The organism is Halomicroarcula saliterrae, assembly GCF_031624395.1.
GTDB classification, from domain to species: Archaea; Halobacteriota; Halobacteria; order Halobacteriales; family Haloarculaceae; genus Haloarcula; species Haloarcula saliterrae.
Genome location: NZ_JAMQON010000003.1, coordinates 193,980 through 217,171, shown reverse-complemented (window position 1 = coordinate 217,171; position 23,192 = coordinate 193,980). Strand labels below are relative to the sequence as shown.

Annotated in this window: 24 protein-coding genes and 1 tRNA gene; 18 read left to right on the top strand and 7 right to left on the bottom strand. The window is 68.3% G+C overall.

The features are described 5' to 3' along the window. Window positions 1–61: 61 nt before the first annotated feature. Window positions 62–1,435: a threonine synthase gene (thrC, locus tag NDI56_RS12395; protein ID WP_310919853.1), complete on the top strand. Its 1,374-nt coding sequence runs from the start codon at window positions 62–64 to the stop codon at window positions 1,433–1,435. Between the two features lie 50 nt (window positions 1,436–1,485). On the opposite strand, the gene NDI56_RS12390 is transcribed toward thrC, so the two are convergent. After that, a complete protein-coding gene (locus NDI56_RS12390) occupies window positions 1,486–1,623 on the bottom strand; it encodes a hypothetical protein (protein ID WP_310919852.1) in 138 nt (45 codons plus the stop codon). Window positions 1,624–1,835: 212 nt separating this feature from the next. On the opposite strand from NDI56_RS12390, the gene NDI56_RS12385 reads away from it, so the two are divergent. The 3 genes from NDI56_RS12385 to NDI56_RS12375 all read left to right on the top strand — a co-directional run bounded on the left by NDI56_RS12385 (window position 1,836) and on the right by NDI56_RS12375 (window position 4,859). After that, window positions 1,836–3,086, top strand: a complete 1,251-nt coding sequence (locus NDI56_RS12385; protein WP_310919851.1) for an outer membrane protein assembly factor BamB family protein — start codon at window positions 1,836–1,838, stop codon at window positions 3,084–3,086. Window positions 3,087–3,222: 136 nt separating this feature from the next. Continuing rightward, the gene (locus tag NDI56_RS12380; protein ID WP_310919850.1) at window positions 3,223–3,894 is read left to right on the top strand and encodes a DUF4166 domain-containing protein; all 672 of its coding nucleotides are present in this window, start codon (window positions 3,223–3,225) and stop codon (window positions 3,892–3,894) included. Further along, entirely contained in the window at window positions 3,891–4,859 is a 969-nt protein-coding gene (locus NDI56_RS12375; RefSeq protein WP_310919849.1) for a YndJ family protein, read from the top strand. The genes NDI56_RS12380 and NDI56_RS12375 overlap by 4 nt, the downstream gene beginning before the upstream one ends. 33 nt (window positions 4,860–4,892) lie before the next feature. Here NDI56_RS12375 and NDI56_RS12370 read toward each other — a convergent pair whose 3' ends face one another. Further along, window positions 4,893–5,300, bottom strand: a complete 408-nt coding sequence (locus tag NDI56_RS12370; protein ID WP_310919848.1) for a hypothetical protein — start codon at window positions 5,298–5,300, stop codon at window positions 4,893–4,895. A gap of 142 nt (window positions 5,301–5,442) precedes the next feature. Between NDI56_RS12370 and NDI56_RS12365 the strand changes: the two genes are divergently transcribed. Next, the gene (locus NDI56_RS12365) at window positions 5,443–6,618 is read left to right on the top strand and encodes an aspartate kinase (RefSeq protein WP_310919847.1); all 1,176 of its coding nucleotides are present in this window, start codon (window positions 5,443–5,445) and stop codon (window positions 6,616–6,618) included. Window positions 6,619–6,892: 274 nt separating this feature from the next. Here the strand turns inward: NDI56_RS12365 and NDI56_RS12360 are convergent, their stop codons facing one another. Both NDI56_RS12360 and NDI56_RS12355 read right to left on the bottom strand, forming a co-directional pair. Continuing rightward, the gene (locus tag NDI56_RS12360; protein ID WP_310919846.1) at window positions 6,893–7,588 is read right to left on the bottom strand and encodes a metallophosphoesterase family protein; all 696 of its coding nucleotides are present in this window, start codon (window positions 7,586–7,588) and stop codon (window positions 6,893–6,895) included. Between the two features lie 74 nt (window positions 7,589–7,662). Then, complete coding sequence (locus NDI56_RS12355; RefSeq protein ID WP_310919845.1) at window positions 7,663–8,271, bottom strand: IMP cyclohydrolase; 609 nt, start codon at window positions 8,269–8,271, stop codon at window positions 7,663–7,665. Between the two features lie 99 nt (window positions 8,272–8,370). On the opposite strand from NDI56_RS12355, the gene NDI56_RS12350 reads away from it, so the two are divergent. The 4 genes from NDI56_RS12350 (at window position 8,371) to NDI56_RS12335 (ending at window position 10,295) form a co-directional block, all read left to right on the top strand. Next, entirely contained in the window at window positions 8,371–8,850 is a 480-nt protein-coding gene (locus tag NDI56_RS12350; protein ID WP_310919844.1) for a GNAT family N-acetyltransferase, read from the top strand. Then, on the top strand, window positions 8,847–9,200 hold the full coding sequence (locus tag NDI56_RS12345) for a homing endonuclease associated repeat-containing protein (protein WP_310919842.1): 354 nt from the start codon (window positions 8,847–8,849) through the stop codon (window positions 9,198–9,200). Before NDI56_RS12350 ends, NDI56_RS12345 begins: the two co-directional genes overlap by 4 nt. Window positions 9,201–9,551: 351 nt before the next feature. Next, window positions 9,552–9,624: transfer RNA gene (locus tag NDI56_RS12340), tRNA-Gln, on the top strand. Window positions 9,625–9,863: 239 nt separating this feature from the next. Beyond that, a complete protein-coding gene (locus NDI56_RS12335) occupies window positions 9,864–10,295 on the top strand; it encodes a universal stress protein (RefSeq protein ID WP_310919841.1) in 432 nt (143 codons plus the stop codon). Here the strand turns inward: NDI56_RS12335 and NDI56_RS12330 are convergent, their stop codons facing one another. Beyond that, window positions 10,296–11,480: an inorganic phosphate transporter gene (locus tag NDI56_RS12330; RefSeq protein ID WP_310919839.1), complete on the bottom strand. Its 1,185-nt coding sequence runs from the start codon at window positions 11,478–11,480 to the stop codon at window positions 10,296–10,298. 174 nt (window positions 11,481–11,654) lie between these two features. Between NDI56_RS12330 and NDI56_RS12325 the strand changes: the two genes are divergently transcribed. From NDI56_RS12325 to NDI56_RS12310, 4 genes are read left to right on the top strand one after another with little or no spacing between them, the layout of a single operon-like run. Then, entirely contained in the window at window positions 11,655–12,731 is a 1,077-nt protein-coding gene (locus NDI56_RS12325) for a BMP family lipoprotein (RefSeq protein ID WP_417936015.1), read from the top strand. A 45-nt stretch (window positions 12,732–12,776) separates the two neighbouring features. Continuing rightward, window positions 12,777–14,336 (top strand): ABC transporter ATP-binding protein, encoded by a 1,560-nt coding sequence (locus NDI56_RS12320; RefSeq protein ID WP_310919837.1) that lies wholly within the window; start codon window positions 12,777–12,779, stop codon window positions 14,334–14,336. Then, entirely contained in the window at window positions 14,333–15,571 is a 1,239-nt protein-coding gene (locus NDI56_RS12315; RefSeq protein WP_310919836.1) for an ABC transporter permease, read from the top strand. The genes NDI56_RS12320 and NDI56_RS12315 overlap by 4 nt, the downstream gene beginning before the upstream one ends. Then, entirely contained in the window at window positions 15,564–16,619 is a 1,056-nt protein-coding gene (locus tag NDI56_RS12310; RefSeq protein ID WP_310919835.1) for an ABC transporter permease, read from the top strand. Before NDI56_RS12315 ends, NDI56_RS12310 begins: the two co-directional genes overlap by 8 nt. Window positions 16,620–16,710: 91 nt before the next feature. Here the strand turns inward: NDI56_RS12310 and NDI56_RS12305 are convergent, their stop codons facing one another. Then, window positions 16,711–17,367, bottom strand: a complete 657-nt coding sequence (locus NDI56_RS12305; protein WP_310919834.1) for a lactate utilization protein — start codon at window positions 17,365–17,367, stop codon at window positions 16,711–16,713. Between the two features lie 121 nt (window positions 17,368–17,488). Here NDI56_RS12305 and NDI56_RS12300 point away from each other — a divergent pair, with 121 nt between their 5' ends. From NDI56_RS12300 to leuS, 3 genes are all read left to right on the top strand, one after another. Further along, window positions 17,489–17,833, top strand: a complete 345-nt coding sequence (locus NDI56_RS12300) for an ArsR/SmtB family transcription factor (RefSeq protein ID WP_310919833.1) — start codon at window positions 17,489–17,491, stop codon at window positions 17,831–17,833. Next, the gene (gene arsM, locus NDI56_RS12295) at window positions 17,826–18,665 is read left to right on the top strand and encodes an arsenite methyltransferase (protein ID WP_310919831.1); all 840 of its coding nucleotides are present in this window, start codon (window positions 17,826–17,828) and stop codon (window positions 18,663–18,665) included. The genes NDI56_RS12300 and arsM overlap by 8 nt, the downstream gene beginning before the upstream one ends. Window positions 18,666–18,738: 73 nt before the next feature. Further along, on the top strand, window positions 18,739–21,423 hold the full coding sequence (gene leuS, locus NDI56_RS12290) for a leucine--tRNA ligase (RefSeq protein WP_310919830.1): 2,685 nt from the start codon (window positions 18,739–18,741) through the stop codon (window positions 21,421–21,423). Here leuS and udk read toward each other — a convergent pair. Beyond that, the gene (udk, locus tag NDI56_RS12285) at window positions 21,411–22,049 is read right to left on the bottom strand and encodes a uridine kinase (RefSeq protein WP_310919829.1); all 639 of its coding nucleotides are present in this window, start codon (window positions 22,047–22,049) and stop codon (window positions 21,411–21,413) included. The two genes, leuS and udk, sit on opposite strands and share 13 nt — an antisense overlap. A 236-nt stretch (window positions 22,050–22,285) precedes the next feature. On the opposite strand from udk, the gene hisB reads away from it, so the two are divergent. Both hisB and NDI56_RS12275 read left to right on the top strand, forming a co-directional pair. Further along, a complete protein-coding gene (hisB, locus tag NDI56_RS12280; protein WP_310919828.1) occupies window positions 22,286–22,873 on the top strand; it encodes an imidazoleglycerol-phosphate dehydratase HisB in 588 nt (195 codons plus the stop codon). A 31-nt stretch (window positions 22,874–22,904) separates the two neighbouring features. Continuing rightward, entirely contained in the window at window positions 22,905–23,123 is a 219-nt protein-coding gene (locus tag NDI56_RS12275; protein ID WP_310919827.1) for a hypothetical protein, read from the top strand. Window positions 23,124–23,192: the final 69 nt, after the last annotated feature.

The window sequence follows — 23,192 nt, the reverse complement described above, 5'->3', positions numbered from 1 at the left end:
AGTCCGACTGCTACGGCCCGTAACCGTCCGACTTTTGCCGGATGGGACCATCGAGACGATAATGGCCGACCTGCAACTCACTGACGACGTGCCGCCGGAGGCCGCCGACGGCGTCTGGCTGGCCTGTATCGAGTGTGGGGAGACGTTCGCACCGTTCGAGGAGGTCCGTTACACCTGCGACGACTGCGACGGGCTCCTCGAAGTGCGCTACGGCGACCTGCCGACGTTCGAGGACTTCGAGGGCGAGGGGTCCGGGGTCTGGCGCTACCACGCCGCCCTGCCCTTCGACGTGGGCGTGACGCTCCCCGAGGGGGACACGCCGCTGCACGAGGTGCCCCGCATCGAGGAGGCCGCGGGCGTCGACAGCCTCCGCGTGAAACACGAGGGGATGAACCCCACCGGCTCGTTCAAGGACCGCGGAATGACGGTCGGCGTCCGCGTCGCCCAGGAGGTCGGCGTCGACCGGCTGGCCTGTGCCTCGACGGGGAACACCTCCGCGGCGCTCGCGGCCTACGGCGCCCGCGGCGACATGGAGACGCTCGTCTTGCTCCCCGCCGGGAAGGTCGCCGCCGGGAAGATAGCACAGGCGGCCCTGCACAAGGCCCGCATCCTCGAAGTCGACGGCAACTTCGACCAGTGTCTCGACATCGTCCAGGACCTCGCGGCCCGGGGCGAGGCCTATCTGCTGAACTCGCTGAACCCGTTCCGCCTGGAGGGCCAGAAGACCATCGGCCTCGAAATCATGGAGGAGCACTACGCCGACTACGGCGAGTACCCCGACCGCATCGTCCTGCCCGTCGGCAACGCCGGCAACACCGCGGCGCTGTACAAGTGTTTCCGGGAGCTGGTCAAATCGGGCGCCATCACGGAGGACCAGGTGCCGAAACTCACCGGCGCACAGGCCGAGGGCGCCGCGCCGATGGTCGAGGCCATCCACGAGGGCCTCGACGAGACCAACCGCTGGGAGTCGGTCGAGACCCGCGCGACCGCTATCCGTATCGGCAACCCGGTCAACGCCCCGAAGGCGCTGCCGGGCATCCGCGAGACCGGCGGCACGGCCGTCGCCGTCTCCGACGAGGAGATCACCGAGGCCCAGCGCGAACTCGCCGGCGAGGGCGTCGGCGTCGAGCCGGCCTCCGCGGCGTCGGTCGCCGGGCTCCACAAGCTCCGCGAGGAAGGGGAAATCGAGGCCGACGAGTCGGTCGTCTGCCTGACGACGGGCCACCTGCTCAAAGACCCCGACGCGGCGGCCGAGGCGGGGAACGACCCAGAACCGGTCGCAAACAGCACCGAAGCCGTGCTGGAGCACATCGGCGCCGAATCGTCGTCGACGGTCCGGCGAGGGGCGTCGAAGGTGCTCACGTCTCCGCTGGCGCTTGTCGCCGGCGGTCTCGGCGTCGCGTATCTCTACCGGAAACTCCGCTCGAAGGAGTGAGGTCGGCCGGCGAGGGGTCGACCACGGACGGTCTCTCGAGGCGTCCGTCGCTATCGCGGGATGTACTTCAGCTCGTACTGTCGGACGTACATGACGTAGAACCCGAGTATCAGCGCCAGTATCGCGCCGCCGACCGGCGTGAACACCAGACTGCCGACGGCGAACGTCCCCAGCATGGTCACCAGCACCGCTGCGTCTCGGTGTCCATACGAACGCCACTCACCGTTGACAGATAACCCTTCACGACTGAGAGGGCACGCGCGTCGTGCCCGCACCGCTGTCGGCCAGCAAAGGCCCCGATGGCATGCTGGAGAACGTAGCCGGGGCTGGGTCGGACACGCTCGTCTGCCGACTCCAGTTCGACAGAAAACACTTACTGGACTCTTCTGAACGCCCAGTTGTGCCCTCTTACTGGTCCCGACGCGCGCTCCTCGCCTCGCTCGGCACGGCAGCGCTGGCCGGCTGTGTCAGCGACGACGGCGAGCAATCCCCGAGTCCAACTAGCGAGCCAACCTCCGGTGCCCCCGCTATCCCCGATGGCGACCCCGACCTGCCCGACACCCTCGACTCGGCGTGGCCGGTGCCGGGCGCGGAGCCGGGCCGGAGCAACTACGCCGCGGGAGCGACCGGTCCCACGGCGGCGGTGGCCGGGCTGTGGACGACCGACCTGGGCGCCTCGCTCACCGACCCCGTCGTCGCCGGCGAGACGCTGTACGTCGGCGCGGACGAGGCGCTCCATGCAGTGGACGCCCGCACCGGCGACCAGCAGTGGCAGCAGTCACTCTCCGGGACGGCCGAGACGCCGTGGGTCGTCGGTGAGTCGGTTATGGTTCCGACCGACAGCGGCGTGGCCGCGCTGGCGGTGGCCGACGGGAGCGAACGGTGGAACGCTGACCTGCCCTCGAAGGTAGATGCAGGGGTCTTCGCGGCCGACCACGGCGTGTACGCGCTGGTCGATGGCGAGGAGCCCACCGTCGTCGCGTTCGACAGTGCGAGCGGTACCGAACGATGGCGGACAGCCCTCACTGGCGGCCCGTCGACGGCGCACCTGTTTGCGAGTGACGACGCTGTCTTCATCTCCAGCGGCGGGAGCGGCTCGACGCCCTGGAGACTCGCAGCCGACACCGGCGACATCGTCGGCGAGAAACCGGGCATCGCCACTGACTCCCCCAGTCCCCGGTTCTACCGGGACGGCACTGTCTATAGCCGGGACTTCCTCCCTGCCGCAGTCGACGCCCGACCCGCTCCCGGGACTGACAGCGGCTCCCAGTGGCGCGAACACATCTGGGTAACGGGTCTCGGCCCGCTGAGTGCCGGAGCCGACCACCTGTACTGCATCGCGCCGGGCGACAGCGTCGAACCTAGAGACGACAGTCCAGACGACGGCCCCGGCCTGTACGCGCTGGGGCTCGCCGATGGTTTGCGGGCGTGGTCGACTACTGACCTTGACGCCGCGACCGCCGGCCGCCCGGTCGTGACCGACGGAGCCGTGCTGGTCCCGACCGCCGACACCCTCCACTGTTTCGACCCGGCCGACGGGACACAGCGGTGGACGGTGCCCGGCGACGATATCGGCGAGACGGTCGTCGCCGTCGACGACCTGATCTACACGACGGATGGCGAGACGGTTCGAGCGTTCCGACCGCCTTGATATCGCCGGCACCGTGGCACATACTCACAGGAAATTCTTATTCATCGACCGGCCGAAATCAAGACGTTATGGTGGTCCCAGATACCAGTCCGCGTCGCACCACGCCGACAACCCATGCCGGACGCTGGAGGCCCCGATGACGGGCGTCTACGAGCGGGCGCTTGGCGAGGCGGCCGACGACCTCCATCCGAAGGTCCGCGAGCGATACAGCCTCGGCCCCGAGGACGGCGTCACGGTCGGTCGCGGGCGGATGGACATCTCCCGCGGGACCCACGTGCTCCCGGCGCTGTACGCGATGACGACCCGGGACATGCTGTTTCCCGAGGCGGGCCACGACATCCGGTTCGCCGTGACCACCGTCGGCTACGAACTCGGTGGACACGAGGCCATGACCACCCGACGAGTGTTCAACTTCGACGGCACCCGCCGCCGGTTCGACTCCGTGACGGTGTGGGACGCCGCGAACGAGCGCTTGCTGGACTACCTCGGAAAGGGCGGCCTCATCGCCACCGAACTCCACCCCCGCGTCGAGGACGGGGAGCTCGTAGTCGAGGCGGGTCGGCAGTGGCTCCACCGCAAGGGCCGCTACGTCTCCCTCCCCGAAGCCATGGCCGCCGGCGTCGAAGTGCGTGACCGCTACGACGAGCCCGGCGAGCGCTACCACGTGCTCGCCACCGTCGAGAACCCGCTGGCCGGCCACGTCCTCAGCTACCGCGGCAGCTTCAGGCAGGCCAGCGAGGACCGCGGCGACCACGACGTCGCGACGCTCAAACCGATGCAGGAACTCCCCGGGCTCCCGCCGAGATGACGACCCACCAGCGGACCGCTTCCGCTACCGGCGCCGTTCCGACCGTCAACGGCGTCGCTGTCCCCGACGTCAGCGCTGGTTTCGGGGCCGCCGTCTGGACTGCTGCAGTGCTGGCGGGGGCGCTCGGGACGGTGCCGCGAGCGCTCGCGCTCGCTCCCCTGGTACTGGTCCCGCTCGGTATCGGGCTGGTCGGCCGGCGACCGTTCCCCGGTCCCAGCGGCCGGTTGCTCGCGGCGGCGGTGTGGCTCCAGCCCGTCGGCGCCCTCCTCTTTACCGCGTCGCTGGCGCTGCCGGTCGACGGCGTCCCGGCCGCCGGGCTGGCCGCCCCGTGGCTCCTCGTCACCGGCCTGCTCGGTCTGACCGCCCTCTTTCGGACCGTCGACCGCGGCGGCCTCGCCCTGCCGGCGACGGCCGTCGACGCCGGCCTCGCTTACGTCTCCGTCGGCGCGGTCGCCATGCTGCTGTTCCACCTCGACATCACCTTCTGGTTCGGCTCGACCATCATCCTGCTGACGGCGGTCCACTTCCACTACGCGGGGTTCGTGTTACCCGTGATGACGGGGCTCACCGGCTACACCGGCCAACTCGGCTCACCGACCTGGCGGCGCCTCGTCGGGGTCATCCTCGCCGGTCCGGCCATCATCGCCGTGGGCATCTCCTTTTCGCCGCTCGTCGAGGTGCTCGCCGTCGGCGGCTTCACCGTTGCCGTGGCGCTGTTTGGCTGGTACGTCGTCCTCCGCGTCGCGCCGACCCGGCCGCGGGCACAGGGCGTCTTGCTCGGCGCCTCGGCCGTCGCACTGCCGGTGTCGATGGCGCTGGCGCTTGGCTACGGTATCGCCACCTTCAGCGGGCTGGCCCTCGGGCTCGACATCGCGACGATGGTCGCCCTGCACGGCTCGCTGAACGCCTTCGGGTTCGCGCTGCTGGGGCTCGTCGGCTGGCGCCTCGCTGTCCCGACTGACTGAGCCGCCTTCTCCTCGCGCTGTCCTCGCGGCTCCCTACCGCTCCCCGCTCGCTTTTTCGGCGGGCTCCAGGCGATACCGAACCGTCGACTCACCGGCGAACTCCGGCCCCGGCCCGGACTGGGTGAACCCGGTGGCCTCCACCGCGGTCTCGACCTCGGACTCGTCGGCCGTGACGAGCAGTTCGACCGCCATGTGCTCTCGCTCGGCGAAGGTAATCGGCTCGGCCAGCAACCGTTCACAGACCGCCTGGGAGCCGGCGAGCTGTGTCACGTGGACCGTCCCCTGCTTGGCGTCGTAGCTGACGAATCCCACCACCTCGTCCGCCTCCGTCGCCACCCGAACCGTCCGGTCGTGAACGAGGTTACGCATCACGTCGGGCGGGCTGTCTGCGAGGTCGGCGAGACGCCCGGCGTCGGCCTCGACGGCGTCGCGAATCTCCATGCGTGTCCCTCCGTGCCCCATGCAAATAAACGGTGTGTCGGACAGTCCCATGACGCGGGCAGGCAAGGCAGATGGACACAGTTATCCCGAGCGACGGCAAATCCGCGTGCATGACTCACGGACACGACAGACGGGTGGTCGGATGCGCGTAATCGCGAAGTTCGGCGGGACGAGCCTCGGGAGCGGCGACCGAATCAACCGGGCCGCGGACTCCATCGCGGCCGCCGTCCAGCAGGGTCACGAGGTCGGTGTCGTCGCCTCGGCGATGGGCAACACGACGGACGAACTGCTGGAGGGCATCGAGTACAACGCCGCCGACGAGGACCGCGCCGAAATCGTCTCGATGGGCGAACGAATCTCCGTCCGGATGCTCAAGGGCGCGCTGAACGCCCGCGGCATCGAGGCGGTCTTCCTCGAACCCGGCAGCGAGGAGTGGCCCATCATCACCGACGAGTACGGCGAGGTCGACGTCGAGGAGACCAAGAAACGCGCCCACGCTCTGGCCGGCCAGATGAAAGACATCGTCCCGGTCATCACCGGCTTCCTCGCGGAGGACCACGAGGGCAACGTGACGACGCTCGGCCGCGGCGGCTCCGACACCACCGCCGTCATGCTGGGCAACTACATGGACGCCGACGAAGTCGTCATCGTCACCGACGTCGAGGGCGTCATGACCGGCGACCCGCGCGTCGTCGAGGGCGCCCGCAACGTCGGCGAGATATCCGTCGACGAGCTCCGCTCGCTCTCCTTCCGCGGCGCCGAGGTCGTCGCCCCCTCCGCGCTCTCCTACAAGAACGCCAATCTCGGGGTCCGGGTGGCCCACTACCAGCACGGCGACCTCCTGACCGGCGGGACCTCCATCGAGGGCGAGTTCGAGAACCTCATCGACCTCCACGAGGGACCGGTGGCGTGTGTCACGGTCGCCGGGCGGGCTATCCGTAACAGCCCGGGCATCCTCGCGGACCTCGCCTCGGCTATCGGCGACGCCGGCATCAACATCGACGCCAACTCCTCCGGGATGGACTCGCTGACCTTCTACGTCAGCGAGGACGACGCCGACGAGGTCGAATCGCTGCTGCACGACCGCATCGTCGACGACGACACGCTCTCCTCTGTCACCGTCGAGGACGGCATCGCCGTCATCCGCGTCACCGGCGGCGACCCCGCCGAGCACGCGCTCCCCTACCGGGTCATCGAACCGCTTGCGGACGCCCACATCCAGATCTACGACGTGGTCACCTCGGCCACCTCGGTCTCCGTGTTCGTCCCGTGGGACGATCGAGAGCAGGCCCTGGAACTGGTCCAGGGTGTCTTCTAGACCGCTTTTTGCACACTCCGGCGGTCGAGCGCGGTTGCGCTCGCCACGCCTCCGCGACAAAACGTGGTCCTGCTGAACGAAGTGACGCAGCGCTCGGAAGGCGCTTGGGCCTTCCGGTGGGAAAAATCGCGGCTTCGGCTCCCGTCGCGTGCCTTCGGCACGCGGTGGTCGCCTCGCCGCGGGTCACCGGACGCGAGCGAACGGAGTGAACGAGCCGTCCGGCTCTTTTAGCGTAGGCTCTTTGCGCGAGAAGACATCCGAGTGCAAAAAGCCGCTACCGCCCCTGCGTCAGCCGGAAGCCGATCTCGCGGGGGAGCCCGGCCTCCTCGACGGCGTCGATGACTGCGCCCGTGTCGTAGCGGACGCGGTGCTCCTCGACGGTCCACTCGTCGAGGTCGACGACCGCGAAGGCCGCCCGGTAGTTCCCGTCGCGGGGCTGGCCGACGCTCCCGGGGTTCAACACGATGCCCTCGTCGTACACCTCGTGGTGCTGGTGGTGGGTGTGGCCCATCACGAGCACGTCCTCGTCGCCGAGCAGCTCCGGCCCGAACTCCTCGGGGTAGGTGTAGTGGTCGGGGTCTTCGGGGTGGCCGTGGACGGCCTTTACCCGGTCGTCACACGCCAGCAGCTCCTCCGGGAGCGCCGCCAGCCACGACAGCTGCTCGTCGTCGAGCGTCTCTTTCGCGTGTTCGACCCCCGCCTGTGCCATCCCGTTGAACGTAAAGGGCATCTCGCCGGCGACCGCGCGGTCGTGGTTGCCCATCACCGTCGATATCTCCTCGGTGGGCCAGGGCCCCTCGGGGAGCGCCGCCGGCTCGCCCCGCATCGCGTCGACGCAGTCGGCGTGCCACGGGTTGTAGCCCACCACGTCGCCGGCACAGAGCAAGCGGTCCACCGACGGCATCGCTGCCAGCACCTCGCGCAGGGCGACTCGGTTGCCGTGGATATCGGAGATGACGCCAACCTTCATGCTTTGTCACTTGCATGTGGGGGCTCTTGAGTGTCCGCCCTCGCTCGGCTGGGGTGTGTGCGTGCCACGGCGACTTACTCCCCGTTGTACACCGCGAGGTCGAACTCGCCCGCCTCGCCGGTGACGCCGGCCGAACAGACGGCGTGCTCGAACTCGTGGTCGTACACCTCGCGGGCCGCGTCCGCCGCCGTCGCCGCGGTCAGGTCGACGGCGCCGGGGCTGTCACGCTCGTAGGTCGCGACCAGCGTCGGCTCGGTGACTTCCTCGACCAGCAGCGCGTCCCGGCGGACGGTCCCGATGACCGCCCCCGGCCCGTCGGCCCGCGTCGTCGGGTCCGCCGCGTCGACACCGACGATACCCGCGATGCGGGGGGTGTCGTAGTCGTCCTTCTCGAAGTCCAGCGCGAGCAGCGTCTCCGCGACGGCGTCGCGGGCGGGATACCCCAGTTCGAGCTTTTCGGCGATAGGGTCGACGTGCGAACCGTTGCCCACGACTGCGCCCCGGTCGGTGAGCCGGACACCGTTGTAGGAGATGTAGGGGTTGTCCGTCTCGGGAGCGTCGGGTGTCGGCTCGACGGTGACGGTGTCGTCTCGCCGTACTGCCTGTCGGTTCGGGAACGAGCGAGAGGAGACTCGGTAGGCGCCGACGGCGGGGCCGACGACGACGAAGCGTCCGACGTACATACAGGGTCGTCACTCGCAAGGTGGCAAAGCCGTGTCGGTTCGGCTGCAGGTGTTGCCGTTGACACCCCCCTTGAACTGTCGGCTGGCTAAAGAGTATCTATGGGCGACCTTACCGTTCGACGGTACGACCCGGCTGACGCCGATACCGTATGGGACCTCCACGAACGCGCGCTTCGCGACGCCGGTGGCTACGACGAGGCCTTCGCCCACCGCGATACGGACCTGCGGGACGTCACCGGTGCGTATCTGGACGCCGGGGGGGAGTTCCTCGTCGGCGAACGGTCGGGCGAGGTCGTGGCGATGGGCGCGTTCCAGCCCCACGACACCGACGACGGGGCCGTCGTGCTCCGGCGGATGCGCGTCGCGCCCGCCCACCAGCGGGCCGGCCACGGGACACGCCTCCTCCACGAACTGGAAGCCCGCGCCCGCAAGCGCGGCTTCGAACGGGCCGAACTGGACACCACACCCGCCCAGACCACCGCCGTCGCGTTCTACGAACACCACGGCTACGAGCGAATCGGCCGCGAGTACGTCGAGGCCGCAGATACGACGCTACTGTTCTACGAGAAGTCGCTGTGACTGTCCGACCGTTGAAACACGAGGGCGTGACCAGCCCCGCCGTGACGAGCGAGGACGACTGTGTCCGGGCTCTGTGCGAGGCGACCGACCGATTCGGCGAGTCACCGACAAAGGCCGATTACGAGGACTTCGGGCTGACGCCCGCCTCGGGCACTATCCAGCGTGTCATGGGTGGCTGGAACGAAGCGAAGGCGGCCGCGGGACTGGGGACGAACGCCTCGACGGGCAGCCGCGTCGAACCGAAACCCGACGACGTCGAGCTTCCGGACGGGCTGGAGTGGACCGAACTGAGTCAGGGTCAGCGCTGGCACTACCGGAACCGGGAGTGGAACACGGGGCGAAGTCTGTAACGGCGAGCCGAACTCCGCGCGTGGGCCGACGACATCAAAGCACCGCTGGCTGTGCTCGCTGTCCCGGGGACGAGCCGGCGTGTCTCGACTTCCACCACCTCGATGAGGACGAGAAGAAACAGCAGGTAACCACGATGATATCGTACGGCGACGGCCGGGACAAAATTCTCGACGAAATGGGGAAATGTGAGGTCGTCTGTGCCAACTGCCACCGGAAGGAACACTTCACACCGCCAGACGTGTAAGCGTGTCACAATGCCACAACACGGGTAGTACAATCCGCAACACTGATATGCGCTACACCGCTACCCGATGATACAGCGGCGACGCGCCGACCGACGTGAACATATCAGTCCTATAGGGTAGTGGCCAATCCTATCGGCTTCTGGGGCCGATGACGCTGGTTCGAATCCAGCTAGGACTACTCCTCTCGCGAACAAACCCGTGAGCGACAGTGTCGTAATCAGTGCGGAGGACGAACGGAGTGAGTCCGCGGGCGGTTCGAATCCCGCTATAGTAGCCGTTGAAGCTCATGCACACCCGACCGCACGACGACAGTGCGGTCGGTGTGTAGATGCTTCCAATTCTTACTACCGAACCCCCGAGCCATAGCACCGTCGACCACCCACCGCCTTACTTGCCCCTCCACGACCCACTAGAGCCATGGCACCCGACCACGTCCTCGTCCCGCTGGACGGTTCGCCGCTGGCCGACGAGGCGCTCGAACACGCACTGGAGACTTTCGACTGCCGGGTCTCCGTCCTGAACGTCGTCGCGCCCCTGGACACGGCGATGAGCGAGGGCGGTCTGCTGGAGCCGGGCGAGGCGCGCCGCGAGGCGGCGATGGACCGGGCGGACCGTCTCGTCGAGCGGGCGCGAGAGCGCGCCACCGAAGCCGACCGGACCGTCGAGACGACGGTAGAGACGGGCGACCCGGCCGACACCATCCTCGCCTTCGTCGAGGACCGCGATATCGACCACGTCGTGATGGGCGGCCACGGCGGCTCCCGAAACGACCTCGCTCGGCGACTGCTGGGCACGGTCGCGACCGCCGTCGTCGGCGAGGCGCCGGTGACGGTGACGGTCGTCCGGTAGCTACGCGAGCACCAGCGCGAGCCCCCGGTAGAGCACGAACCCGACGACCACCGAGGTGGCCAGCGTGACGAGCCAGAAGCCGACGGTGACGCCGATTTTCCGCCGCGAGACGCCCGCCGACCCGCCGGCGAGACCGCCGCCGATGACGCCGGAGATGATGATGTTGTTGAACGAGATGGGGATGCCGAGCGCGATGGCGCTCTGGGCGATGATGAAGCCCGGGACCAGGGCGGCGATGGAGCGCCGAACCCCGAGCTGGGCGTACTCCCGCGCCGTGGCCTGCAGGAGTCGCGGTGCGCCCATCCACGCGCCGCCCAGAATCCCGACGGCGCCGATTCCCAGCAGGAGGATACTGGGCAGTCCCAGCTCCGCCGTGTAGAGGTTCTCCAGCGGGCCGGTGGCGAGGCCGACCTGACTCCCGCCACTGGAGAAGGCGACGACGCTGCCCAGCACCACGAGGAAGGTCCTGATGCCCTTGTCCACGGACGCCTGTGTCTTCCGCCGGATGTAGGCGAAACTGCCCGCAGCGAGCAGCACTGTCGCGGCGACGACCACGCCGGGGACCGGGACGAGCATGGCGGCGAAGCCGGCCAGCGAGTTCTGCGTCTCGCCCGGCGCTGACGGGATGATGCTCAACTGGACGTTCGCCACGATGGCGCCGACGACCGCCGCCAGCAGCGGGACGCCCACGGTCTCGGGGATGTCGTCGCGGCGCAGGATGGTCGCGGTGAGGTAGGCCAGACCGCCCGAGACCGGCGGGACGAGCGCCCAGAAGGTGACGATGCGCTGGTACGTCCCGAAGACGGGGTCGCCGCCCAGCGAGAGCCCGACGCCGACCATCGCGCCGGTCGTCGCGAACGCCGCCGGCACGGGATAGCCGCTGTAGATGCCAAAGGCCATGAACAGCGTCGCGGTCAGCAGCCCCGCCGTGGCCGCGAGCGACGTTATCGGGACGCCCTCGGTGAGCCCCGCACCGACGGTCTCGGAGATGGCCCCGCCCTGGGTCAGCGCGCCCAGCGCGGCGAGGATGCCGATGAGAAAGGCGGCGCGCATCGTCGAGATGGCGTTCGCGCCGATGGCCGGCGCGAAGGGCGGGGAGTTGCTGTTGGCGCCCAGGGTCCAGGCCGTCACCAGGCCAGTCAGCGTCGCGACGGCGACCAGCGCCCAGAAGAGGAGGTCCGCCACCGGTGACTCAGCGCTCCCAGTGCAGTCGGGTCCGGTTCATTGGCGACAGTTTACACGCGGCGGTGATAAGGATTCCCGAGCGGACGGCGACGATGTGCCTATCTATCGACTACGCGACGGGTTCTGGCGAAGCCTGCGGGCATCGAAGTTGTTAACCGGTACCATGTTACTTCCATGAATATGCAATTCGACCGGCGAACGTTACTCGGGGGCCTCGGAGCCGCAACTGCGACCACACTGGCCGGCTGTATCGGCGGCGGCGGTGGCAGCGATGGCGGTGACACCGCCGCGCGAATCGGCATGGTGTACGCCACAGGTGGGCTCGGTGACGGCTCGTTCAACGACCAGGCCCAGACCGGCGCTGTCCGGGCCGAAGAGGAGCTGAGTATCGCCTACGACGAGTCCCAGCCCGACTCGGTGTCGGAGTTTGGCACGCTCCAGCAACAGTACGCTCAGTCGACGGACCCAGCCTACGACCTGGTCTGTTGTATCGGCTTCCTGCAGGCCGACTCCCTGACCGAGAACGCGGGCGAGTACCCCGACCAGCAGTTCATGATCGTCGACTCCGTCGTCGATGCCGACAACGTCGGGTCGTACGTCTTCCGCGAGCACGAGGGGTCGTTCCTCGTCGGCCTGCTCGCGGGCCGACTGACGACGATGTCCTTCTCGGCGGGTGCCGGGTCGACGGCAAGCGATTCGACGAACGTCGGCTTCGTCGGCGGCAGAGAATCCGACCTCATCAAGCGCTTCGAGGCCGGCTACACCGCCGGCGTGAAGTACGCCAGCGACGACGTGGACGTCCAGACCGCCTACGTCGGCGACTTCAACGACCCGTCCGGCGGGCAGGAAGCGGCTATCTCGATGTTCGACTCCGGGGCCGACATCGTGTATCACGCGGCCGGCAACACCGGAACCGGCGTCTTTCAGGCCGCACAGGAGGCCGGGAAGTTCGCTATCGGCGTCGACCGGGACCAGTCGGTCACCAAGTCCTCCTACAGCGACGTCATCCTCGCGAGCATGGTAAAGCGAGTCGACAACGCCGTCTTCTCCGCCGTCGACGACGTGGTCAACGACAACTTCGAGGGCGGCGCCACGACGGCGCTGGGACTCGACCAGGACGGTGTCGAGGCCGTCTACGGGCAGGAGCTCGGCAGCGAACTCCCACAGGAGCTCACAGACGAGGTGAGCACGGCCCGCGAGGACATCATCGCCGGCGACATCAGCGTCCCGACGGACCCGAACGACGCGTAACGAGGTCGCTAGCTTGAAACCCTGCCCTCCCAAGGGTCACTAATAATGAGTACGGCCGTCCACCTCGATGGAATCACGAAGCGGTTCCCCGGTGTCGTCGCCAACGACGCCGCGGACCTCGAAGTCGAACGCGGGACCGTCCACGCGCTCCTCGGGGAGAACGGGGCCGGCAAGACGACGCTGATGAACGTCCTCTACGGGCTCTACGAGCCCGACGCGGGCCGGGTCGTCGTCGACGGGCGCGAGCGGGCGTTCGACTCGCCGCGCGACGCCATCGACGCGGGCGTCGGGATGATCCACCAGCACTTCATGCTGGTCGACCCGATGACCGTCACCGAGAACATCACGCTGGGCAACGAGCCACGGAAGTGGCTGGGACTGACTGTCGACCGCGACCGGGCCCGCCGCGAGGTCAGCACGCTCGTGGACCGCTACGGCTTCTCGGTCGACCCAGACGCGGCCGTCGAGGACATCGGCGTCGGCGCCCAGCAACGCGTCGAGATACTCAAAGCGCTGTACCGCGGTGCCGACGTTCTCATTCTCGACGAACCGACGGCCGTTCTGACGCCACAGGAGGTCTCGGACCTGTTCTCGGTGTTCGAGGAACTCACCGCGCAGGGCAAGACGATAATCTTCATCACGCACAAGCTCGGCGAGGCGATGACCGCCGCCGACGAGATAACCGTCCTGCGAGGCGGGCAGAACGTCGGTGTCGTCGACGCTGACGCGGTCACGCGCGAGGAACTGGCGCGGCTGATGGTCGGCCGCGAGGTCCTGCTGGACGTGGACCGGCGGGCCGCCGACCCCGGCGAGCAGCGCCTGCGGGTCGACGACCTCGCCGTCGAGGACAGCCGCGGCGTGCGCGCCGTCGACGGCGTCTCGCTCTCGGTCCGGGCCGGGGAGGTGCTGGGCATCGCGGGCGTCGACGGCAACGGGCAGTCGGAACTCATCGAGGCGATTACCGGGCTCCGAAGGGTCGAATCCGGCAGTGTCGAACTCGACGGCACCGACGTGACCGGGGCGAGTCGGCGCGACCGAATCGAGCAGGGTATGGCTTACGTCCCCGAGGACCGCCAGGACAGGGGGCTCGTGATGGACTTCGACCTCGTGAGCAACGGGTTGCTGGGGAGCCAGCACAGCGCGCCCTACGCTCGCTCTGGGCGCATCGACTGGGACGTGGCCACTGACCACGCCGAGTCGATCATCGCGGAGTACGACGTTCGACCGCCGGACGCCGGGACGGACGCCGAATCCCTCTCCGGCGGGAACCAGCAGAAGTTCGTCGTCGGCCGGGAACTGGCCCGGGACCCGAGCGTGCTGATCGCCTCTCATCCGACCAGAGGCGTCGACGTCGGGTCGATGGAGTTCATCCACGACCGCATCGACGCGCTCCGGGCCGCCGGTGTCGCCGTCGTGCTCGTCTCCTCGAAGCTCGACGAGGTACAGTCGCTCTCCGACCGCCTCGGCGTCATGTACGAGGGGTCGCTCGTCGACGTGGTCGACCCCGACTCGGTGACCGAGTCGCAACTGGGGCTCCTGATGGCCGGCGAGGAGCCCGCCGACATCCCGCGTCCCGACCCCGTCCCCACGGGGGGCGACCGATGAGCGCGGACGGGGAGTCCTGGCGCGAGACGGCGCGCCGCCGACTCATCGCGCTGGGACAGACGTCGGTCGGCGAGCGGGTGCTCATCGCCGCCTCGGCGCTCTTGCTGTCGATACTCCTCGGGACGGTCATCGTCTTCGTCGCCGGCCTGCTGGCCACCTGCCGGGACCCCGTGTTGACCATCGGCGGGTCGACGCTGTGTTACGACCCGTTCTACGTCTTCGACCGCCTCTTCCTGGGTGCGCTGGGCGACCCCTTCGCCGGCGGCTGGTCGCCGCTGAACCCGCAGTTCGCGCTGACGCTCCGGGAGACGACCGTCCTCGTGTTCACGGGGCTGTCGGTGGCGCTGGCCTTCCGGGCCGGCATCTTCAACATCGGCACGCAGGGCCAGCTCGTCATGGGCGGGCTGCTGTCGGCGCTGACGGTCCTGTGGGCCGCGCCGCTGGTCTCGGGCGGGCTGGGAGCGGTGCTGCTGGTCCCGCTCGGTATCCTGGCCGGTGCCGTCGGTGGCGGCGCCTACGGGGCGATTCCGGGGGCGCTGAAGGCCTACGCCGAAGCCAACGAGGTCATCACCACGATCATGCTCAACTTCGTCGCCGTGCTGGTGGCGCGGTATCTCGTCACCGGTCCGTTCAACGACCCTAACAGCCAGGCGAACCAGACGCCGCCGCTGCCGGCGGCCGGCCAGTTCCCGTCGGTCATCTTCGACCCGCGGACCGACTTCTCGATACTGGCACTGCTCCTGGCGCTCGCGTTCGTCGCCGGCGTCTACTACCTGCTGACCGCCACGGCCTTCGGCTACGACCTCCGAACCGCGGGTATCCAGCCCGCCGCGGCGGAGTACGGCGGGGTCGACGCCGCGCGGACCGTCGTCTCGTCGCTGACGCTGTCGGGCGCTATCGGCGGCGTCGGCGGCGCGGTGTACGTGATGATGATACTCGGGACGTTCCAGACGGGCGTCCCCAGCTACGGGTTCGACGGCATCACCGTCTCCATCCTCGCCGGCAACAACCCCGTCGGCGTCGTCTTCGCGGCCCTGCTCTTTGGCGTCCTCAAGTCGGGGTCGACAGTCGTGGCCTTCGCGACGAACGTGCCGCCCCAGCTGGTCGGCGTGTTGCGCGGGCTCATCATCCTCTTCGTGGCGATGCCGGAGTTCTTCCGGCTCGTCGGGCGGCGCCTCGCCGCCGGGCAGGACGACCCGGGCACCGCCGCCATCGGAGGTGAGGCCGATGACTGAGCGCTTCGACGCGGTCCCGACCTCCGGGCGGGCACTCGTCGCGCTGGCGGCGGGCCTGCTCCTTGCGGGGCTGGGCGTCGCCGCGCTCGTCGCGCCCGCCTCCGGGCCCGGCCGCCTGTTCGGGCTCGTGGTCTCGTCGTCGACGCTCGCGGCCACGCTCCGGCTGTCGGTCCCTATCGTCTTCGCCGCTATCGGCGGCATCTTCGCCGAGAAGTCGGGCGTCATCAACATCGGGCTGGAGGGGCTGCTCATCATCGCGGCGTTCACGGCTGTCTTCGGCGCCGATATCACCGGCTCCCTGTGGCTCGGCTTCCTCGTCGGTGTCGTCGCCGCGACGGCGCTCGCCGGCCTGTTCGCCGTCGTCTGTATCGAGTTCCGGGCCGACCAGATTATCGCCGGACTGGCGGTGTGGCTCATCGCGCTGGGCCTGGCGCCGTTCGGTTCGCAGGTCATCTACGGCGGCCCCAACACCGACAGCGTCGGGACGCTCGGGACCATCACAGTGCCCGTGCTGGCTGACCTCCCGGTCGTGGGCGCGCTGTTCGACGCCTCGCCCGCGGTCTACCTGATGTTTCTGGCCGTCGGCACCGCGTGGTACACGCTCAACCGGACGGCCTTCGGGCGGTGGGTCCGGGCCGCCGGCGAGAACCCGAAGGCGCTCGACACCGCCGGCGTCGACGTCTCGCGGGTCCGCTACGCCGCCGTCCTGCTGTCGGGGACCTTCTCCGGGATGGGCGGGGCGGCACTGGCGTTCAGTATCGGTCAGTTCACCGGCAACGGGCCGACGATGGTCAACGGCAAGGGGTTCATCGCCATCGTCGCGTACCTCTTCGGGAACTACAACCCGGTCGGGGCGTTGCTCTCGACGGCGCTGTTTGCCGGTCTGGACGCTATCCAGTTGCGTCTGCAGACGAGCCAGCTCTATGCCGTGCCCGACTCGCTCGTCCAGACTATCCCCTTCGTCGCGGTCATCGTCGTCCTCGCGTTCGTCGGCCGGACCCGGCTTCCGGAGTCGGCCGGCGAACACTACGAGTCCGGCGAGGAGTGACGGGGGGTACTCGTACTGGTGGCCGTAACTTCGTGGAAATATCCGCCATCCCGTCGCGGCGATATTTTCCGCGTGATGACAGCCGACAGTGTCAGTAGCCCAGCGACTCGCGGACCAGAACCAGTGTCGTCCGGCCTTCTTCGGCTTCCTGGCGGTAGATGAGCTGTTTGCCGATCATACTCCCCTGTCCGTAGGCTTCCTGTGCACGCGCGTCTTCGAGCGGATACGCGACGTTTTCCAGTCGGTCGAGCGCCGCGTCGAGGTCGTCGACGATCTTGTTGGTGCCGGCGACCAGCAGGAGGTTTTCGGCGGCGAACGGATAGGCCCCGACGCGGCTGCCGGAGGCGTCGGCGGCGACGAGTTCGCCGGTGCCGGCGATGGCGTTGACGCTGCCGACGAAGTAGTCGCTGGCCTGGGCCTCCCGGCGGGCGCGCTGGCGCTCGGCGTCGTCGTCGATACCGTACACCTCGGCGTGGCGGTTGTCCCAGTCGTGGTCGCCCTCCATGAGGTGGTCCATGAAGCCGATCTCCTCCAGCGTCGTGGAGTGACCGTCCATCACGCCGGCACCGGCCGGAATCTGTGATTCGAGTTCGGCCAGCGCGGCCGCCGCGTCGTCGACGACGACCACGTCGAAGCCACTGGCTTCGAGGTTCTCGACGGCGGCGTCGAGTTCGTCGTCCGTGGGGTGTTCGTCCAGCGACTTGTCGTAGTCGACCGTCTCCGCGTAGCCGTCCTTGTTCGAGGCCATGTGGGGGTACTCGCGGGCCCCGCTGAAAAACGCCCGCGGACACCGATGTTACCGGGTAACACCGGTACCACCGCCGGCGAAACAGTCATATGCATATATGCTCATATATCGAAGTAGAACGATGGCATCGAACCAACGGACCGACGGCCGGGCCTGCTGTGAACCGCTGGCCCACGACGTCGACGACGAGCGCCTCGCGGCCGACGTGGGCCTGCTGTCGGGCGCCGCGAACGACACCAGATACGAGCTGCTCCTGTTGCTCTCGGCCGCCGACGGTGCCGTCTGCGCCTGCGAGCTCCCCGACGCCGTCGGGCTGAGCCAGAGCGCCGTGAGCCACGCGCTCTCGACGCTGTTCGACGCCGGCCTCGTCACGCGCGAGAAGGACGGCCGCTGGCGCTACTACGACCTGACGCCGGCCGCAGCGTCGCTGCTGAACACCCTCGATACGCTCCACACCGATGACTGACACTGATTCACCCACACCGTCCGGCCGGCCCGACGACGAACAGCGACGCATCGTCCGCGAGCGGTACGCCGACATCGCGACCGACAGCGACGGCTGCTGCGGGGACGAGTCGGCGGACGGCGGCGGCTGCTGTGACGACGCCGCGGGCGCGAGCGGCGCCGACGCGACGGCCCGCCAGCTGGGCTACGCGGACGACGAGGTCGACGCGGTGGCCGGCGACGCGAACCTCGGGCTGGGCTGTGGGAACCCACAGGCTATCGCCGACCTCGACGCCGGCGAGACGGTCCTCGACCTCGGGTCGGGCGCCGGCTTCGACTGCTTTCTCGCGGCCGACGCCGTCGGTTCGGCGGGCCGTGTCATCGGCGTCGACATGACGCCCGAGATGGTCGAGAAAGCCCGCGAGAACGCCCGGGCGAACGACGCGGAGACGGTCGAGTTCCGCCTCGGCGAAATCGAACACCTCCCTGTAGCCGACGCCACCGTCGACGCGGTCATCTCGAACTGTGTCGTCAACCTCTCGCCGGACAAACCGCAGGTGTTCCGCGAGGCCTACCGGGCGCTGCGCCCCGGCGGTCGACTCGCCGTCTCGGACGTGGTCCAGACGGCCGAGTTCCCGCCCGAGGTGACGCGTGACCCCGACTCGCTCGCCGCGTGTGTGGCCGGCGCGGCGACCGTCGACGCGCTCGAAACGATGCTCGCCGACGCCGGCTTCGAGGCTGTCGACATCTCGCCGAAAGACGACAGCGACTCCTTCATCCGCGAGTGGGCCGACGACTACGACCCGAGCGAGTATCTCGTCTCCGCCACTATCGAGGCCCGAAAACCCGACTGACCGGTCTGACGGAGCCACCGCGCTCCCGTGAGCCGAACACTCATGTGTCACGGCGACCCACTCCCACTATCGAATGTCGCGCCGCTACGACCACGCACGGGTCACGGAGTACTGGCAGCACGTCTGGGAGCGGGAGGGGGTCTACGAGACGCCCTCGGGAGCTGAGGCCCCCGAGGACCGAACCTACGTGCTGGGGATGTTCCCCTACACCTCCGGGTCGCTGCATATGGGCCACATCCGCAACTACGCCATCACCGACGCCCACGCCCGCTACCGACGGATGGCCGGGGACCGCGTCCTCCACCCGATGGGCTGGGACGCCTTCGGCCTGCCCGCCGAGAACGCGGCCTACGAGCGCGATACGGACCCGGAGTCCTGGACCCGCTCCTGTATCGAGCGGATGCGCGACGACCTGAAGGAGATGGGCTTTGGCTACGACTGGTCACGGGAGATTACGACCTGTGACCCGGAGTACTACCAGTGGAACCAGTGGCTGTTCACCCGGTTTCTCGACAACGACCTCGTCGAGTACGACTCCGCGACGGTCAACTGGTGTCCGGACTGTGAGACCGTTCTCGCGGACGCACAGGTCGAGACCGACGAGTACGAGGCCGCCCACGGCCACACCGCCGGCGGCGTCTGCTGGCGCTGTGGCACTGCGGTCACCCAGCGGGACCTCGACCAGTGGTTCTTCACCATCACCGACTACGCCGACGAGCTGTACGACGGGCTGGACGACCTAGAGGGGTGGCCCGAAGGGGTCAGGGACAGCCAGCGAAACTGGATCGGCCGACAGGAGGGTGCCGGCGTGACTTTCGACGTGGACGAGTACGGCGAGGTGTCGGCCTTTACCACCCGGCTGGACACCGTCTACGGCGCGACCTATCTCGCGCTCGCGCCGGGCCACGACCTGGTGAGCGAGCTGGCCGAGACGGACGACGACGTGGCGGCCTACCTCGACGAGGTCGCCGGCACGGACGACGCCGGGCTCTCCGGCGTCGCGACCGACCTGACAGCGACCCACCCGTTCACCGGCGAGCGGATTCCCGTCTACGTCGCCGCCTACGTGCTGGACGACGTGGGCACCGGCGCGGTGATGGGCGTGCCCGCCCACAACGAGCGCGACCACGACTTCGCCGAGGCACACGACCTCCCCGTCTCGCAGGTGGTCGAACCCGTCGACGGCAGCGGGACGAACCTGCCAGACGACCCCTACACCGAAGACGGCATGCTGACGTCGAGCGGCGAGTACGACGGCCTCGCCAGCACGGCCGCCCGCGAGCGCCTGCTCGACCACGACGGCGTCGAGGAAGCGACGACCTACCGCCTGCGGGACTGGCTCATCTCCCGGCAGCGCTACTGGGGGACGCCCATCCCCATCGTCCACTGCCCCGACTGTGGGGCCGTCCCGGTCCCCGACGAGGACCTCCCCGTCGAACTGCCCGCGTACGTCCAGACGACCGGTAACCCGCTCGATGCGGCCGAGGAGTGGAAAGCGACGACCTGTCCCGACTGCGGCGGCGAGGCGACCCGGGAGACCGACACGATGGACACGTTCGTCGACTCCTCGTGGTACTTCCTGCGATTCCTCAGTCCTCACTTCGACGATGCGCCGTTCGACCAGCAGACGGCCGACCAGTGGCTCCCAGTCGACGTCTACGTCGGCGGCGAGGAACACGCCGTGCTCCACCTGCTGTACATCCGCTTTTTCACGCGGGCGCTGGCGGACCTGGGGCTGCTCGACGAGCGTGAACCCGTCGAGCGGCTCATCAATCAGGGGACGGTGTTACACAGCGGCGAGAAGATGTCCAAGTCCGCCGGCAACGCCGTCGCGCCCCACGAGTACGGCGCCGAGACCACCCGACTGTTCGTCCTCTCGGCGGCCCACCCCGCTCAGGACTTCGAGTGGACGGTCAAGGACGTCTCGACGGCCTACGAGTTCCAGCAGGACATCTACGGGATGGTCAGCGACTTCGTCGACCAGCGAACGCGCCGGCACCGCTCTCAGGAAGCCCGCCCCGTCCGCACGGAGAGCGAGCCCCACGACGCCTACCTCGAACGGGAGATAGACCGCACCATCGCCGCCGTCACCGAGGAGTACGACCGCTTCCGGTTCCACCGCGTCGTCGGCGAACTCCAGCGGTTCGCCCGCCTCCTCCGGCGCTACGAGCGCTACGAACCGCCCTACCTGTTCGCCTACAGCCGCGGGCTGCGCGTGCTGACGAAGCTGCTCGCTCCCATCGCCCCGTATCTGGCCGAGGAGCTGTGGCACCTGCTGGAGGCGGACGGGCTCGTCGCCGAGGCCGACTGGCCCGAGTCGCTGCGTGACGTCTCCGACTACCGCATCGAGCGCGGGCTCGTCCGGACGACGCTCGCCGACGTGCGCGACATCACCGAGGTCGTCGACATCTCGGACCCCGAGCGAATCGAGCTCGTGGTCGCCGAGGACTGGAAGTACGAGGCCTACCGCACGGCCCAGTCGGCCGACCCCGACGCCGCCATCGTCGGCGAGATCATGGCCGACGAGTCGATGCAGGCCCACGGCGACGCCGCCGCGGACTACGCCGCCGACCTGGCCGACCGGAGCAAGGGCCTCGAACCGATCGTCGACGGCGAGCGGGAGCTCGACGTGCTGGCGCAGGCCGCCTGGCTCTTCGAGGACGAGTTCGGCGCCGAGGTGACCGTTCGGCGGGCGAGCGAGGACGACGACCTCGCGAAGAAGGCCAGACCGAACAAGCCCGCGATTCACATCTCCTGATACTCGGCTTTCGGACCGATCTCCCTCATCGCCTTCTCCTGGAGGAGCTCCATCGCGGGTTCGTTCACGCCCTCCGGGATGATGATATCGGCTTTCCGCTTCGTGGGCTCGACGAACTGTTCGTGCATCGGTTTCACCGTCGATAGATACTGTTCGATGACCCCGTCGACTGTTCGGTCACGCTCCTCGATATCTCGCCGGATGCGCCGGAGGACACGGACGTCGGGGTCCGTCTGGACGTAAATCGAGAGGTCCAGCTGGTCCAGAATGCGGTCGTGGTACAGGGCGAGAATGCCCTCGACGATGACGATCGGTTCGGGTTCGACTGTGATGGGGTCTCGCTCACGCGTGTGCGTCTCCAGGTTGTACTGTGGAACGGCGACCGCCTCGTTCTCCGAAAGCGAACGGACGTCGCCGATCAACCGTTCCCAGTCGATCGCGTCGGGATGGTCGAAATTTAGCTCTGCCCGCTCTTCCGGCGAGAGCTCCGACTGGTCGCAGTAGTAGTTGTCCAGCGACAGCAGAACCATATCCACGTCCACCGCGTCCACGATTTCGGTCGCGATTGTCGTCTTTCCGGCGCCCGTACCACCCGCAATTCCTATGAGAAACGGCGACTCTGACATTGACAGAGGTATCTCGTGCTGCTACGAATAGCTTGTCTTCCGAGCTACCCACTGACAGCGCGTCTCGTTGCCGATATATCGGTCCGGACGGCCACTGACACGCGGGTGGCGCGCCGACCGTCTGCCGCTCTGCCCCGCGCGTGCCGGCGGGTGGACTTCGGGCTCAGACCCGGTGGCACGGAAAACGATTCACAGCGGACAAAACCCCCAAATAGCCGGCCCGCGAGAGTCCGGGTATGACCGACCGCACGGCGGCCGTGACACGCGAGACGGCCGAGACGGACATCGAGGTGACCCTCGACGTCGACGGCGACGGCGACTCGACGGTCGACACCGGCATCGGCTTTTTCGACCACATGCTGGACTCCTTCTCGACACACGGCCTGTTCGACCTCACCGTCCAGTGTGACGGCGACCTCGAAATCGACGACCACCACACCGTCGAGGACGTGGCCATCACGCTCGGTGAGGCCTTTACCGAGGCGCTCGGCGAGAAGCGCGGTATCGTCCGCTTCGCCGACCGGAAGGTGCCCCTCGACGAGGCCGTCGCGAGCGTCGTCGTCGACATCTCCGGGCGACCGTACTACGAGTTCGACGGGGCGTTCTCGCAAGCGGAGGTCGGCGGGATGACCAGCGACATGGCCGGCCACTTCGGGCGCTCGCTGGCGACGAACGCGGGACTGACGCTGCACTGTGCCGTCGAGGGCGAGAACGCCCACCACGAGATAGAGGCGCTGTTCAAGGGGCTCGCCCGAGCGCTGGACGACGCGACCCGTATCGACGAACGGCGCAGCGACGTGGCCAGCACGAAAGGCGAACTGTAGGCTGTCTCACGGTGGTGTCGACGGACGAGACGTGCGTTCGACGCGGTACCGAGCACTTCTGGCGCAGTGTCTCTTCGTCTCCGAGTTCCAGGCCGGCACTGTCTACGACACCGACCGACGCTCACCGAGCAGTTCGGGAGCTGTCCGGCGTATCGAACAGCGGGGACGCCGGCTCGTCGTCGCCACCGAACAGGACACGCTCGATTTCCAGTCCGGTCCCGAACCGGTGCGTCCCGCTATGTTCGGGTGACTGGCGCTGCAACGCGATAATTCTGATCTCAATAAAGAAAATTTATACTGATTGGCAATCACACCAAAC

Excerpts from the sequence above, each read along its gene's own strand:
- NDI56_RS12365 (WP_310919847.1), top strand. The coding sequence starts at position 5,443 with ATGCGCGTAATCGCGAAGTTCGGCGGGACGAGCCTCGGGAGCGGCGAC.
- NDI56_RS12335 (WP_310919841.1), top strand. The coding sequence starts at position 9,864 with ATGGCACCCGACCACGTCCTCGTCCCGCTGGACGGTTCGCCGCTGGCC.
- NDI56_RS12360 (WP_310919846.1), bottom strand. The coding sequence starts at position 7,588 with ATGAAGGTTGGCGTCATCTCCGATATCCACGGCAACCGAGTCGCCCTG.
- thrC (WP_310919853.1), top strand. The coding sequence starts at position 62 with ATGGCCGACCTGCAACTCACTGACGACGTGCCGCCGGAGGCCGCCGAC.
- arsM (WP_310919831.1), top strand. The coding sequence starts at position 17,826 with ATGACTGACACTGATTCACCCACACCGTCCGGCCGGCCCGACGACGAA.
- NDI56_RS12320 (WP_310919837.1), top strand. The coding sequence starts at position 12,777 with ATGAGTACGGCCGTCCACCTCGATGGAATCACGAAGCGGTTCCCCGGT.
- NDI56_RS12355 (WP_310919845.1), bottom strand. The coding sequence starts at position 8,271 with ATGTACGTCGGACGCTTCGTCGTCGTCGGCCCCGCCGTCGGCGCCTAC.
- NDI56_RS12315 (WP_310919836.1), top strand. The coding sequence starts at position 14,333 with ATGAGCGCGGACGGGGAGTCCTGGCGCGAGACGGCGCGCCGCCGACTC.
- NDI56_RS12380 (WP_310919850.1), top strand. The coding sequence starts at position 3,223 with ATGACGGGCGTCTACGAGCGGGCGCTTGGCGAGGCGGCCGACGACCTC.
- hisB (WP_310919828.1), top strand. The coding sequence starts at position 22,286 with ATGACCGACCGCACGGCGGCCGTGACACGCGAGACGGCCGAGACGGAC.
- NDI56_RS12310 (WP_310919835.1), top strand. The coding sequence starts at position 15,564 with ATGACTGAGCGCTTCGACGCGGTCCCGACCTCCGGGCGGGCACTCGTC.
- NDI56_RS12370 (WP_310919848.1), bottom strand. The coding sequence starts at position 5,300 with ATGGAGATTCGCGACGCCGTCGAGGCCGACGCCGGGCGTCTCGCCGAC.
- NDI56_RS12325 (WP_417936015.1), top strand. The coding sequence starts at position 11,655 with ATGAATATGCAATTCGACCGGCGAACGTTACTCGGGGGCCTCGGAGCC.
- NDI56_RS12375 (WP_310919849.1), top strand. The coding sequence starts at position 3,891 with ATGACGACCCACCAGCGGACCGCTTCCGCTACCGGCGCCGTTCCGACC.
- udk (WP_310919829.1), bottom strand. The coding sequence starts at position 22,049 with ATGTCAGAGTCGCCGTTTCTCATAGGAATTGCGGGTGGTACGGGCGCC.
- NDI56_RS12300 (WP_310919833.1), top strand. The coding sequence starts at position 17,489 with ATGGCATCGAACCAACGGACCGACGGCCGGGCCTGCTGTGAACCGCTG.
- NDI56_RS12350 (WP_310919844.1), top strand. The coding sequence starts at position 8,371 with ATGGGCGACCTTACCGTTCGACGGTACGACCCGGCTGACGCCGATACC.
- leuS (WP_310919830.1), top strand. The coding sequence starts at position 18,739 with ATGTCGCGCCGCTACGACCACGCACGGGTCACGGAGTACTGGCAGCAC.
- NDI56_RS12305 (WP_310919834.1), bottom strand. The coding sequence starts at position 17,367 with ATGGCCTCGAACAAGGACGGCTACGCGGAGACGGTCGACTACGACAAG.